The organism is Streptomyces sp. SID8374, from assembly GCF_009865135.1.
Taxonomy (GTDB): domain Bacteria; phylum Actinomycetota; class Actinomycetes; order Streptomycetales; family Streptomycetaceae; genus Streptomyces.
Genome location: NZ_WWGH01000002.1, coordinates 2,299,150 through 2,311,902, shown reverse-complemented (window position 1 = coordinate 2,311,902; position 12,753 = coordinate 2,299,150). Strand labels below are relative to the sequence as shown.

Sequence of the window (12,753 nt, the reverse complement as noted above, 5' to 3'; positions counted from 1 at the left end):
CCGGACGGCCCGGCCCCCGTCTATCCTCCGGGGCCCGCCGCTCAGACCACCCCCGTCACCGTGACGCGCACCGAGACCGCCGGCTCCGCGCGGACGGCGGCGAGGGCGGCGGTGTGTACGGCCCGGGTGACGTCCAGGGCCCGGTGTCCGCGGTGCAGCACGAGGCGGATGTCGATGAGCCAGACACCGGTGGCCTCGTCCCGGCTCACCCGTACGCCCTGCGCCCGTCCACCGGGTCCCGCCGCCGGTCGCGGGGCGCGGTCGGCCACCCGCGTCCGCAGCAGGTCCACGACGCCGGGGCGCAGGAAGGCGACGCCGGGGACGTCCTCGGCGGCCCTTGCCGCCGCTTCGGCGAGCCGGTCCCGGAGTGTGTCGGCCGTCATCACGCTGCTCCTCCCGTGCCGTGGCCCTCGTACATGCCACCGCCGTCGTCGCCCTCGTCGTCGAGGATGTCCACGACCCGGACGTCGGCCGCGCCGAGGCGGATGCCGATGTCCTGGTCGGCGACCGCCGCGATCCGCGCCCGTACGGCGTCGGCCAGATCCGGCAGCGACCGGTCCAGGCGCGCCGCGACCTCGACGCGTACGTGCACCGGGCCTGTCGGATCGGCCGGGTCCAGCGGGGCGATCCGGCAGCTCCCGGCCCGTACGCCCGGCAGCGCGTCGACCGCCGCCCGCAGCAGCCGTGCGGCCGCGGCCTCGACGATCCAGTGGTCCTCCTCCGGCTCCCCGAGGGGAAGCGGGCGCCCTGGGCGCAGTTCGAGGCGTACGAGGTCCATCACGCGGGCCGTGATCGCGGCCGTGGCCGCCTCCGGCACTCCGGGCTCCTCGGCGCAGGTGCGGCGTACGGCATCGCCCAGGCCGGTGAGTTCGGCCAGGGCGGCCGAGCAGTGCGGGCAGGCGAGGAGGTGGGGGTCGTCGGCGGTCCGGCCCGCGTCCCAGGCGTCCCAGACGTCGCTCAGCAGGCGCCCGCAGGCGAGCCGCTCCTCCTCTTCGTACCGGCTCTCTTCCGGCCGGTCGGGGTTGGCGCTCATCGCCATGCGCTCATCGCCTCCGTCAGGTAGCGGCGGGCCCGGAAGACCCGGCCGCGGACCGCCTGCAGACTGATTCCGACCGTGTCCGCGATGCTCTCGTACGACAGCCCCTGCATCTCGCGGAGCACCCAGCAGACACGTTGTTCGGGCGAGAGGCCCGCCATCGCCTCGGCCAGCGCGTCGGCCGCGGCCCGCGACTCGACCGCGCGGGCAGGAGACGCCTGGTGTTCCGGGGCGGCCTGTTCGGGGACCGAGTCGAGGTCTGCCGCCGGTCTGCGGGCCCGGAGCCGGTTGAGGCAGCGGTTGGTGACGATGCGGTAGAGCCACGTATGGAGGGAGGCGTCCCGGCGGAACTCCGGAAGCTTGCGCCACGCGCTGACGAAGGAGTCCTGTACGGCGTCCTCCGCGTCCGCCCGGTCCCCCAGGAGCCGCACCGCGAGTTGCAGCATGGCGGGGCTGTGCCGTCGTACGAGCACCTCGAACGCCTCCTCGTCGCCCTCCCCGGCCCGGACGACCAGCAGCGCCTCGTCGGCCCGGACGCCCTCCGGCGCCCGTTCCGTCATCTGATTCCCGTCGCCGGGCACGGACCAGCCCCTCCCTCAGTCGGTTCCACGACACCTTCTCGGTCCTGATCGGTCCTGTCGGTTCTTTCCGTCGGACACCACTTCTCTGCGTTGGACACCTCGCACGGCAGAACGTCACGCACTGATGTGCCCCGGACCGCGACGCCCGATCGGGGATCGGCGGAAAGTTTCCGGGAACCCGCGTGACGAATCGGCGGACAGCGTGTCCAACGAGATGACAGGCGATACGACCCGAGCGATACGCGAGGAGTTTTCATGACCACCACCGAGACAGCCGCAGCCGTTCCCGCCGCGGGTACGGGGCCGGGCACGGGCGGACCGAAGCAGAGCGGCGCCGTCACCGGTACGACGACCGTGGGGCGCGGGGCCACCGGCGCGACCGAGCCCGCGGCGACGCGGGGCCGTACCTCCATCGCGGACACCGTCGTGGTGAAGATCGCGGGGATGGCGGCCCGGGAGATCCCGGGCGTGTACGACATGGGCGGCGGCCTCTCCCGCACGCTCGGCGCGGTGCGCGACCGGGTTCCGGGCGGCCGCCCGAACGTCGGACGGGGCGTCAAGGTCGAGGTGGGCGAGCGTCAGACGGCCATCGACCTGGACCTCGTCGTCGAGTACGGCGTCGCCATCACCGATGTGGCGCGCGACGTGCGCGAGAACGTCATCGCGGCGGTGGAGCGGACGACGGGCCTGGAGGTCGTCGAGGTCAACGTGACCGTGAACGACGTACACCTGCCCGAGGACGACGACGAGGCCCCCGTGGCCGAGACCCGCGTGGCGTGACGGCATGACACGGAGGGTGGACGGCCCCGGCCCGGCGGACGGTGTGCCGGGCCGGGGCGTGATCGGGGCCGCGGCGGGCATGGCGCTGGGGTTCGCGGGCTGGTTCGGCGGGTTCGGGGCGTTCCTCGTGGTGGCCGCGCTCGGCGCGCTGGGCTGGTTCGCCGGTCACCTGGCGGACCGGGGCACCGGGCTGCGGGAGTTCCTCGACTCGCTGGTGGGGAGGCGGCCGTGACGGTCCCCGCCGCCGGGCGCGGTACGACGACGGTGGCCCCCCGGGCGGTCCGGCGGATCGCCGAACGGGCCGCCGCCGAGGCGCTGCCCGACGGCGGGTCGGTGATCCGGGGCTCCGCCGATGTGCGCGGGGCCTCGGCGCGGATCGCGGTCGGTGTGCGGTTGCCCTATCCGGTGCGGGCCGACGAGGCCGCGCAGCGGGTCCGGGACCGGGCGGAGACACGGACGGCGGCCCTGACGGGTCTGGCCGTGCCCCGTACCGAGATTCACGTCGACGCGCTGACGGTGGGCCCGGCGCCGGTGGTTCCGGAAGCTGTGGAGGCGGCCCCGGGCCTGGACGGTGCGAAGGGCCGCCGCCCCGGGCCCCGTATCAGGTCGCAACGCCGGGTCCCCGCGGCGGTGCTGGCTGCCGTGGGGGCTGTGGCGTGCGGGCTGGTGCTGGTCGACGTGGTCGCGGTCCGGTTCGGCGAAGCGCCCGCCCACTGGCGTACGACGGTGGCCGACTGGGCGGCGACCCACGGTCCGGCGGACTCGGTGGTACGGCTCGGTGGGGCGGTCGCGGCGCTCGCGGGTCTCTGGCTGCTGGGGTGCGCGCTCCTGCCGGGGCTGCGGCGACGGCTCCGGATGGCGGCGCCGGCCCCGGAGGTACGGGCGGCCCTGGACCGTACGGCGGCGGCCCGGATCCTGCGGGAGCGGGCGCTCGGGGTCCCTGGGATCGTCCGGGCGCGGGTGAGCGTGCGTCGCCGACGGGCGCTGGTGCGGGCCGCCGTGGGATACGGCGACCCGGAGGAGGTACGCGCCGAGGCGGTACGGGTGTTGGGCGCGGGCCTGCTGGAGCTGGGCCTGGCCCGTCCGCCCGTGCTGCGGGTGCGGGTGCGGCGGCAGGCGGGGTGGCTCGCCTCGGTGCCGGGGCAGGAACCGGAGCCGGCGGGACTGGCTTCGGCGGAGAAGCAGCCGGTCGTGGGCGGGCCGGGGGCGCAGGACCGGGCTGGGGACGGAGCGCAGGACGAGGCTCGGGAACGGCCTCTGAGCGGGGCTCGGGATGAGCTTCGGGAAGATCCTCGGGACGGGTCTCAGGGCGGGCCCCGGCACAGGCTTCGGGACGGCGGAGAGGCGTGAGCTGCATGAGCTACGTGACGGATAGCGGCGTGACAGCTGGTTCCGTGGCCGATGACGGCGTGAGGGTGTGGGGTGCGTGCCGGTGATCGGGCGTGGCGTGGTGAACCGGGGGCTGCTCGGGGTGGTCGGCCTCGCCCTCCTGGCCGGCGGAGCTCTGCTGGCCGTCGGGGACGGTTCGGGGCTGGGCCGGGTGGCGCGTGAGGTGCCGGGCTGGTGGTCCGGGCGCGCGGCCGAAGGGGTGCTGCTGGACCGCGGCGGACTGGCCCGGCTGCGGGGGAACGGCTGGTGGACGCCTGCCGTGATCGTGGCGCTCACCCTCGTACTGGCGCTGTTCCTCCGATGGTTCGGCGCGCAGGTGTCGGCGTCCGGGCCGAGGTGGGTGGGGCTGCGGGGCGCCGGTCTGACGCTGCGGCGGCGGGCGTGGGAGCGGGCGATGACCTCGCAGGCGGCCGCGGTCGACGGGGTGGCGCACGCCCGGGTGCGCCTGGCGGGCCGGCCGCTGCGGGCGGCGGTGACGCTGGTCGTGGAACCCGAGGCCCGGCCCGCGGACGTCGTGCGCCGGGTCGCCGACGGCGTGGTCGCGGACGCTCGGCGCTGCGCGGGCGTACGCGGCCTGCCGACCGACGTACGGGTAAGGGTGGCGAACCGGCGCGAGCGGCGGACACGGTGAGCGGCACCACGGGCGGGCGTGGTGCCGGTGCCCGGACAGCTTCCCGGCACAGCACGTTCACCACGTTTACTACTCGCGAGTAAGGTGTGGGCCGGGATGCGGCGCCACGGTCCGTCCGGTCCCGGATACGGCCCGACGACGACCGTGGTGAAGGAGTTGCGCCATGCCCCGCACCATGTCCGTGGCGGACAGCATCATCGTCGACGCCCCTCCCGCGCAGATCTACGAACGGCTCAGCGACCCCACGGCGATGGGCCGTTGGAGCCCCGAGAACAAGGGGGCGACCGTCCAGGGGGAGCGGCGCGACGCCTATGTGGGCATGGTCTTCGAGGGCCGGAACAAGCGCGGCGGCGTGAGCTGGACGACCCGGTGCACCGTGACGGCGGCCGATCCGGGCGAGCGCTTCGCCTTCCGGGTCCATGCCATCGGCGTCCGGCGGCCACGCCTCCGCGGACCCATCGCGACCTGGGAGTACCGCTTCGAAGCGGTGGACGGCGGGACCCGGGTGACCGAGACCTGGACCGACGACCGGCGCTCCTGGCCCGACTTCCTGGCCAACGGGTTCGATCGCGTCGCGACCAGGGGCAAGACCTTCGCGCAGTTCCAGCGCGGCAACATCCGGACCACCCTCCGGCGCCTCAAGGCCGCCGTGGAGGAGGACCTCCGGGGAGCTGCCTGAACCCTGGCGCCGGACACCGCCCGGTTGTGAGGCACCGGTTCTCGAGGCACCGGCGGTTGTCACTCCCCCGGTGCACACTGGGCCACGTACGCCGGGGCCGAGCACAGGGGGACGTATGGGCAGCGAGGAGGGCGCGGGGTTCGAGCCCGCGACCGGGGACGGGCCGCCGTTCACCGGGACCGCCGAGGCGCGCGCCGCCTCGGTGCGGACCGCCTTCGAGGGGCTGCTCCAGATCCGCCGTCTGACCGGTGACGGGCGGGCCGGTGATCCGGAGGCCACGCCGGCCCCTTGGGAGCTTCACCAGCCGGTACGGGCCGTCGCGTTGGCCTTGGAGAGCTCCGGAGCCGCTCCGTCCGCCGTGGACGCGTCGGGGCAGCGGGTGTCGGCCGGGTACCGGGTGCGGACGGGCGAGTCGGCCGGGACGGTACGGGTCGAGTGGGCGGGGCCGCCGGGCAGCGGCGCCGCGCACCACGAGGAGGAGGCGCTGGCCGGGTGCGCCGAGGTGCTGCGGCGGCACGGCTGGACCGTGCTCCTCTACCGGGGTCCGCGCAGGCGGCGGTATCTGGAGGTTGAGCCACCGGCGGGAGTTGCCGGGGTGCGGTAGCGGATCGGAAAGGCGATGTCAGACCCGTGCGAGATGCTTGACGGTCCGACACCTCTGACCAGGAGACGCTGAGATGGACAAAGACGAGCTCGCCGCGGCGCAGGCGTATGTCCGCCTGCTGGAGGCCACCCGGGCCGCGCTCTCGGACCCGGACGACGCACCCCTGTATCTGCCGCTGCTCACATCACCCATGCGGGAGGCCGACCGCGCCCTGCGGGGCGCGGGGCTGACGGGGAACGAGGACCGGCTGTTCGCTCTGGTACGGGAGTTGCAGCCGAGTCTGTCCGGCAGCGACAGGTAGGCACACCGGCGGAGGGGCTCGGTCTCAGGCCGTCCCGTCGGGGGCGGTTCCGGGGGCGAGGCCGAGCTCCTCCTCATCCTCGCCGAGAGGGGCGAAGAAGCGGGCGATCGCGCTGTCGTCCACCTCGGCGAGGGTGGCCGGCTTCCACTGCGGGCTGCCGTCCTTGTCGATGATCCGGGCGCGCACCCCCTCCACGAAGTCCGGCTCCTCACGGACCCGGCAGGAGACGCGGTACTCCTGGTCGAGGACGGCTTCCAGGCTGTTGAGCCGGGCCGCCCGGCGTACGGCGGCGAGCGTGACCTTGAGCGCCAGCGGCGACCGTCCCACGAGTTCCCCCGCCGCGTCCGCCGCCTCGGGGGCAGACGCGGCCCGGAGCCGTCGGACGATCTCCTCGACGGTGTCCGCGGCGTAGCAGGCGTCGATCCAGTCGCGCTGCGCGGCGAGCTCACCGGCGGGCGGTTCCTCGGTGAACCGCTGCACGGTCCGCGCCACCTCTTCGGCGGTCCCCGCCCCGGCCAGGGCGTCGGTGAGCTCCGGCAGATACCGCGTGGGTACGTAATGGTCGGCGAGGCCGCAGAGCAGGGCGTCGGCCGCGCCGACGGAGCGGCCGGTGAGCGCCAGGTGGGTGCCCAGCTCGCCGGGGGCGGCGGCCAGCAGGTAAGTACCGCCGACATCGGGTACGAACCCGATGGCGGTCTCGGGCATGGCCACACGTGAGCGCTCCGTGACGATCCGGAGCGAGCCGTGGGCGGATACCCCGACTCCCCCGCCCATCACGATGCCGTCCATCAGGGCGACGTACGGCTTGGGGAAACGGGCGATGCGGGCGTTGAGGCGGTACTCGTCGCGCCAGAAGTCCAGGGAAGCACGGCCTCCGGCGCGGGTGTCGTCGTGGAGGGCGCGGATGTCACCGCCCGCGCAGAGGCCGCGTCCGCCCGCTCCGGCCAGGACGACCGAGGCGACCGTCCCGTCCTGCTCGGCCCGGGCGAGCGCCTCGTCGAGGAGCCGCACCATGGTGTGGGTGAGGGCGTTGATGGCGCGGGGCCGGTTCAGGGTGATGTGCAGGGAGCGCCCTCGGGTCTCCAGCAGGACGGGCCGGTCGTCGATCATGTGTGCGCTCCGCTCACTGGGCACGGTGGAGACCTGGGGTAGGGGCCGTCCGTCGCCGCCGAACGGTCCGTTCCTGCCATTCTGCGACTCCCCGCCCTCCTTCCGGACAGGGGGTCGGCCCTAGGGCCCGGCGCACGCTCCGGGAGGGAACTTCGGTGGTGCTCCGCTGTGGCACTCCGGTGGAAGCGGCTCGACAATTGAGGCCTACGGGGCGCGTCGCCGCGCGCCCCGCCGGACGACCTCCGGAGCATGCATGACCGAGCACGAAGGGCGCCAGGACACCGAAGCCGCTCCGCTCCGCCGGATCGACCGGAGGACCAACGGTGAGATCGGGCCGACGGAACGCCTCGCCATGAACCGGACGGGCAGCTTCGACTGGGATCTCGATGCCCGGACCCTGGACATCGACGAGGCGGGGCTCGCTGTGTTCGGTGTGGACCCGGCGGCGTACGACTCGCGCCCCGGCGCCCTGGTGGAGCGGCTGGAGCCGGCGGAGCGGGCCCGGCTGGACGTCACGATCGACGAGGCCATCACGGGCGGCAGCAACTCCTACAACGTGCACTTCCGGGTGCCTCTGGACGACGGGACGACCCAGTGGACCCATGTCCAGGCCCGCATCCTGCGGTCGAAGGACGGGAAGGCCCACCGGATCGTGGGGGTCGTCCGCGACGCGACGGCGGAAGTCACCCATTCGGCCTTCGTCCTCGATCTGGAAAAGCGCCGGCAGCGTCAGACCAACATCGTCGAACGCACGACCAGCGCGATGTCACGCGCGGTGACCGTGGACGATGTGACGGCGGCGCTCACCGGTCCGGGCGGGCTGGCGAGGCTGGGGGCGGACGGGCTGGCCCTGGGGCTCGTGGAGAACTCCGCGCTGAACATCGTGGCGCTGAGCGGCGAGTCGCTGGAGGCACTCGACGGCCTCGGCTCCGGGGACCTGGAGCGCAACCTTCCGCTGGCCGACGCCATCCGCAGCGGGCGGCCGCGGTTCATCACGTCGCTGGCGGCACTGGCTCGGCGCTATCCGGTGCTGGAGCCGCATCTGGGCCATCTCAGGTTCCGGGCCGCCGCCTATCTGCCCCTGGTCGCCCAGGCCCGGTCGCTCGGCGGGCTCGCCCTGTTCTACCGGGAGCGCACCGTCTTCAACGCCGACGAGCGGATCCTGTGCCTGGGGCTCGCGGCCATCGTGGCGCAGTCGCTCCAGCGGGCGATGCTCTTCGACGAGGAGCGGGAGTTCGCCACCCAGCTCCAGTCCGCGATGCTTCCGCCCCGCATACAGGACATCGAGGGCGGCGAGATCGCGGTGCGCTACCACGCGGCGTGGAGCGGGCGGCAGGTCGGCGGCGACTGGTACGACGTGATCGCCCTGCCCAAGAACCGTTACGGGCTGGTCGTCGGGGACGTGCAGGGGCACGACACCCACGCGGCCGCGATCATGGGCCAGTTGCGTATCGCCCTGCGCGCGTACGCCGCCGAGGGTCACCCCCCGTCGACCGTGCTGGCGCGGGCCTCGCGCTTCCTCTCCGAGCTGGACACCGACCGCTTCGCGACCTGCACCTACGCCCAGGTCGACCTGGCGACGGGGGCGGCACGGGTGGTCCGGGCCGGGCATCTGGGGCCGCTGATCCGGCACACCGACGGGCGGGTGGGCAGTCCGCAGGTGCGCGGCGGTCTGCCGCTGGGCATCTCCACGGAGTTCGAGGACGAGGAGTACCCGGAGACCCGTCTCGACCTGGTGCCCGGGGAGACGTTCGTGCTGTACACGGACGGTCTGGTGGAGGAGCCTGGCGCCGATCTGGACACCGGGGTGGAGGCGCTGCGGAGCGAGGTGAGCGCGGGGCCCGCGGGGGCCGAGGCGCTGGCCGACCATCTCTCGGACCGGCTCTGGGAGCGCTGGGGTTCGGGGGACGACGTGGCCCTCCTGGTACTGCGGCGCAGCCCGGATGTGGGGTCCTCGCACGCGCCCCGGCTGCACCAGTACATCCATCAGGCGGACCCGGAAGGGCTGTCGGACGCCCGGGCGATCGTGCGCCAGGCGCTCGCCGACTGGGACATGGCCGACTTCGCCGACGACGCCGAACTGGTCACGGGCGAGCTGCTGGTGAACGTGCTGCTGCACACGGAGGGCGGGGCGGTCCTCACTCTGGAGGTGCTGCCCGAGCCGGTGCGGCGGATCCGGCTCTCGGTGCAGGACCGGTCGAGTGCCTGGCCCCGGCGGCGTACCCCGGGAGAGACCTCGACATCGGGCCGGGGGCTGCTCCTGCTGGACGCGGTCGCCACCCGTTGGGGCATCGAACCCCGCGGCGAGGGCAAGGCGGTCTGGTGCGAGATCGGTCCCGCTCCCCCGCCGGCCACCGCGCCCGCACCGGCCGCCGTGGAGCAGGTCCCGCCCGCCGGGCAGCGATGAGGGGCGTGCCGCATCACGTCGAATGACGCGGCACGCCCCTCGACCGGCGGCTCCGGCACTCCGGGCGGCCCGGCGTCGCTCACCGCCCGGAGCGGGAGCGACGCCGGACGCACAGGTGTCAGGCCTGGGTGGTACGCCGCTTACGGACGGCCCACAGGATGCCGCCACCGGCAAGCAGTACCGCGGCAGCGGCGCCACCGATGACCGGCGTGGCGGACGACGAACCGGTCTCGGCAAGCGGCGGCGAGCTCTCGCTCGGGGCGGGCACCGCGGGCGCGGACTCCGAAGGCTCAGCGCTGGGGGTGTCGCTCGGCTCCGGCGTCTCCGTGCCCGGGGTCTCCGACGGGGTCGACTCGGTGGGAGTCGGCTCGGTCGGCGTGGACTCGGTGGGAGTCGGCTCCTCGGGCGTGGACTCGGTCGGCGTCGGCGTGGGAGTGGGCTCGCCCTCGCACACGTCGGCCGTCTTCTCGCCTTCGTACGAGTACTTGCCGCCCTTGCTGCCGTCCTTGACGACCAGTCGCACGGTCAGCTTCTCGGAGTGCTCGGGAAGCGTGAGCTTCTTGCTGAACTCCTTGCCGAACGTCTCGGTGGGCAGCAGGTCCTTGCCGTCCACCGTGACGGTCACCGTGTTGGGGACGTTCGGCGTGTAGTACTTGAGGTCAACGGTCACCTCGTCGCAGGTCACAGCCCAGGTGGGAGTGTGAGCCGCGGCCGGACCGGCGGTGATGACGCCTCCGGTCAGACCGACGACCGCAGCGGCCACGAGAACTCCCGCGCCACGCCACGATCTCCTGGGTATGGTCATGGATACTTCCTCCAGCTGGATCTCATCGCCCGAATGGCGGTGGGGCGCACAGTACTGCCATCGCCCCGGGAGGGCGCACCCGCCCCACACGTCCCCTCCGGAACCAACTCCGGCGATATCTCCGCCACATGAGACAAGATGGACAGCTACTTCCAGCCACTGTCCGCCGATTGCAGATCGGCCGGTGGCCGAAGCCGCGGCCCGGAATTCTCGCCTCGGTCCGGCGATTTCAGAGGGCCTTGTGCATGATGTGCAGCCCCACATAGCCCTCGGTCGGGTGGTTGAACCCCTCGGGAAGGGTGCCGATCACCTCGAAGCCGACGGACTCGTAGAGCTTGACCGCGCGGGTGTTCGTCTCGACCACCGCGTTGAACTGCATCGCCCGGAAACCCGATGTGCGGGCCCAGTCGACCGAGTGCTCGCACAGGGCACGCCCCACCCCCTTGCCGGAGTGGGCGGGGTCGACCATGTACGTGGCGCTGGCCACGTGCGAGCCGTTGCCCATGTGGTTCCGGTTCATCTTCGCGGTGCCGAGGATCTCGCCCGTGTCGTCGACGGCGACGACCACGCGGTTCGGGGCGCCGACGTACCACCACCCCTGGGCTTCCTCCTTCCCGAGGTCCGGCGGGTAGGTGAGGGTCTCGCCTGCGGCGACGATCGTGTGGAAGAACGGCCAGATGGCGGGCCAGTCCTCGGTGGTTGCTTCCCTGATCAACATGCGGACATGATGCCCAACTCGAACGCACGTGCGCGAGCGGCTATCCGTCGCCCCTCCGGCGCCATCCCAGCCTGGCGAGCAGCCGTTTCCCGCCCGGTTCCCGTGCACCGGAGGGCGGGACCCCGGCGGACGACGACAGCTGCGGCGCTGCCTCCTCCGCAGCGGGCACAGGTAGCGGTGGGGCCGAACGCGGGATGGGTGCCGGGCGCGGCGCCGTCCGCGTCCCGGGGTCGTCGCCCGGCCGTGGGGCCGGCCGTGCCTCGCGGGCCAGGTCCAGAGCGAGCGTCAGGTTGATCCGCCGCCACAGGATCTCGTCGGGGTCGTCCGCCAGCATCAGCTCCCCCATGGTCTCCCTGGCCGCCACGGAGCCGGGCCGGCCGAAGACGGGCTCCGGCCTGACCCGTGCGAGATAGGCACGTTCGTACGGGTCCTCCACCACCTCCGCGAGGTGGGCGGAGTCCAGTGCGGACGCCTCGACCGCCGCCTGCGCCCAGGGGTCGTCGGTGCGCTTCAGGAGTCGGTCGATGCGCTGATTGCGCCAGTTCCGCGCCCTCCGGTCGCCGCCCGCCTCCAGCATCGTCCGCATTCCGAGGGGCGTGCGGCCGGCGAGCAGCTCGGGCTCCCGCACCGCGAACGAGGCCAGTTCGTCCGCGAGATAGAGCCAGACCACCGCTCGGTACCGGTTCAGATAGAACGTGACCGGCGAGAAGCAGCCCGCCCGGGCCAGCCGGGTGAACCGCGCGGGGACGATGCCGAGCAGAGCGGCACCTTCGGCGGTGCCGACGGTGCGTACCCGCTCGGCCAGCCCGTCGGGGAATCCCGGGTCGTCGCGCAGCCGCGCGATCTCCCGATCGTGCACCCGCGGCCTGCCGCCGGGCCCGGCGGTGACGGCGATCAGCCCGAGGTGCACGGCGAGCTCGAACTCGTTGCGCCGAAGCCCCAGTTCCTGTGCCGCACGGCCTGCGGCCACCGTGGCCACCGTGGCCGACGACGTATCGGGCGAGGCCTGCTCCCCCTCGGCCCCGCTCCCACCGGTGCCCCTGACTCGGTGCGCGCTCTCGGCGCCCTTGATTCCGTGCGCGCCCTCGGCGCCGGTGCGCATCGCTTCCTTGACCGTCATGGCCGTCCTCCCCGTGAGCTCGAATACTCTCCGTGATCACGGTAGCCCGGCGGGGTGACTTCCGCTCCAGCCTGTGGATAACTCTCCCGACCGGGTGAAGTCGCAGGTCAGGAAGGTGTCAGAAGGGCTTTTCGTCCTCCGGGCCGCCTTGGCGGACGGATACGCCGAGGTGTTCGCCGACCCGGTTGACGAGCAGGGTCATCTCGTAGGCGACCTGCCCCACGTCCGCTTCGGCCGCAGTCAGCACGCAGAGGCAGCTGCCGTCGCCCGCGGCCGTCACGAAGAGCAGCGCCTCGTCGAATTCGACCATGGTCTGGCGGGCCCGCCCCGCCCGGAAGTGCCGCCCCGAACCGCGCGCCAGGCTGTGCAGGCCGGACGAGACCGCGGCCAGGTGTTCGGCGTCCTCGCGGGCCAGTCCGGTGCTGGCCCCGGTGACCAGGCCGTCGTTCGACAGCACCAGGGCGTGCCGTATGTACTGCACCCTGCTGGTGAGATCGTCAAGGAGCCAGTCAAGTCCCCGGTCAAGCGCCATCTGCTCGTCCTCCCCGTACCTACGTTCCCCGTACCCCCGCTACGCGCGTAAGCCTTGCGC

Annotated in this window: 16 protein-coding genes; 8 read left to right on the top strand and 8 right to left on the bottom strand. The window is 73.4% G+C overall.

Features of this window, described 5'->3' with window-relative positions:
* Positions 1-41 precede the first annotated feature (41 nt).
* Genes GTY67_RS33545 through GTY67_RS33535 form a run of 3 tightly spaced genes read right to left on the bottom strand, consistent with a single transcriptional unit; the run spans position 42 to position 1,617 of the window.
* On the bottom strand, positions 42-383 hold the full coding sequence (locus GTY67_RS33545; RefSeq protein ID WP_161281534.1) for an Asp23/Gls24 family envelope stress response protein: 342 nt from the start codon (positions 381-383) through the stop codon (positions 42-44).
* The gene (locus GTY67_RS33540; protein ID WP_161281533.1) at positions 383-1,039 is read right to left on the bottom strand and encodes a hypothetical protein; all 657 of its coding nucleotides are present in this window, start codon (positions 1,037-1,039) and stop codon (positions 383-385) included. Before GTY67_RS33540 ends, GTY67_RS33545 begins: the two co-directional genes overlap by 1 nt.
* A complete protein-coding gene (locus GTY67_RS33535) occupies positions 1,030-1,617 on the bottom strand; it encodes a sigma-70 family RNA polymerase sigma factor (protein ID WP_161281532.1) in 588 nt (195 codons plus the stop codon). Before GTY67_RS33535 ends, GTY67_RS33540 begins: the two co-directional genes overlap by 10 nt.
* A gap of 255 nt (positions 1,618-1,872) precedes the next feature.
* Between GTY67_RS33535 and GTY67_RS33530 the strand changes: the two genes are divergently transcribed.
* From GTY67_RS33530 to GTY67_RS33500, 7 genes are all read left to right on the top strand, one after another.
* Entirely contained in the window at positions 1,873-2,397 is a 525-nt protein-coding gene (locus GTY67_RS33530) for an Asp23/Gls24 family envelope stress response protein (protein WP_093688060.1), read from the top strand.
* Positions 2,398-2,401: 4 nt separating this feature from the next.
* Positions 2,402-2,629 carry a hypothetical protein gene (locus GTY67_RS33525; RefSeq protein WP_093688058.1) on the top strand — a complete coding sequence of 76 codons (228 nt, stop codon included), beginning with the start codon at positions 2,402-2,404 and terminating at the stop codon, positions 2,627-2,629.
* Positions 2,626-3,747 (top strand): DUF6286 domain-containing protein, encoded by a 1,122-nt coding sequence (locus tag GTY67_RS35405; protein ID WP_161281531.1) that lies wholly within the window; start codon positions 2,626-2,628, stop codon positions 3,745-3,747. Before GTY67_RS33525 ends, GTY67_RS35405 begins: the two co-directional genes overlap by 4 nt.
* 76 nt (positions 3,748-3,823) lie before the next feature.
* Positions 3,824-4,417 (top strand): hypothetical protein, encoded by a 594-nt coding sequence (locus GTY67_RS33515; protein WP_161281530.1) that lies wholly within the window; start codon positions 3,824-3,826, stop codon positions 4,415-4,417.
* 163 nt (positions 4,418-4,580) lie between these two features.
* Positions 4,581-5,096: an SRPBCC family protein gene (locus tag GTY67_RS33510; RefSeq protein WP_161281529.1), complete on the top strand. Its 516-nt coding sequence runs from the start codon at positions 4,581-4,583 to the stop codon at positions 5,094-5,096.
* 115 nt (positions 5,097-5,211) lie between these two features.
* Complete coding sequence (locus GTY67_RS33505; RefSeq protein WP_161281528.1) at positions 5,212-5,700, top strand: hypothetical protein; 489 nt, start codon at positions 5,212-5,214, stop codon at positions 5,698-5,700.
* 73 nt (positions 5,701-5,773) lie between these two features.
* Positions 5,774-6,001, top strand: coding sequence for a hypothetical protein (locus tag GTY67_RS33500; RefSeq protein ID WP_093688048.1), 228 nt, complete (start codon positions 5,774-5,776; stop codon positions 5,999-6,001).
* A 24-nt stretch (positions 6,002-6,025) separates the two neighbouring features.
* Here the strand turns inward: GTY67_RS33500 and GTY67_RS33495 are convergent, their stop codons facing one another.
* Positions 6,026-7,111 (bottom strand): enoyl-CoA hydratase/isomerase family protein, encoded by a 1,086-nt coding sequence (locus GTY67_RS33495; protein WP_161281527.1) that lies wholly within the window; start codon positions 7,109-7,111, stop codon positions 6,026-6,028.
* A 253-nt stretch (positions 7,112-7,364) separates the two neighbouring features.
* Between GTY67_RS33495 and GTY67_RS33490 the strand changes: the two genes are divergently transcribed.
* Positions 7,365-9,518, top strand: a complete 2,154-nt coding sequence (locus GTY67_RS33490; RefSeq protein WP_161281526.1) for a SpoIIE family protein phosphatase — start codon at positions 7,365-7,367, stop codon at positions 9,516-9,518.
* A 118-nt stretch (positions 9,519-9,636) separates the two neighbouring features.
* Here GTY67_RS33490 and GTY67_RS33485 read toward each other — a convergent pair whose 3' ends face one another.
* The 4 genes from GTY67_RS33485 to GTY67_RS33470 form a co-directional block, all read right to left on the bottom strand.
* Positions 9,637-10,323: an LAETG motif-containing sortase-dependent surface protein gene (locus GTY67_RS33485; RefSeq protein WP_093688042.1), complete on the bottom strand. Its 687-nt coding sequence runs from the start codon at positions 10,321-10,323 to the stop codon at positions 9,637-9,639.
* A 229-nt stretch (positions 10,324-10,552) separates the two neighbouring features.
* Entirely contained in the window at positions 10,553-11,041 is a 489-nt protein-coding gene (locus tag GTY67_RS33480) for a GNAT family N-acetyltransferase (RefSeq protein WP_161281525.1), read from the bottom strand.
* A gap of 40 nt (positions 11,042-11,081) precedes the next feature.
* Complete coding sequence (locus GTY67_RS33475) at positions 11,082-12,161, bottom strand: DUF6397 family protein (RefSeq protein WP_161281524.1); 1,080 nt, start codon at positions 12,159-12,161, stop codon at positions 11,082-11,084.
* Positions 12,162-12,279: 118 nt separating this feature from the next.
* Complete coding sequence (locus GTY67_RS33470; protein ID WP_093688036.1) at positions 12,280-12,693, bottom strand: roadblock/LC7 domain-containing protein; 414 nt, start codon at positions 12,691-12,693, stop codon at positions 12,280-12,282.
* Between the last annotated feature and the right edge of the window lie 60 nt (positions 12,694-12,753).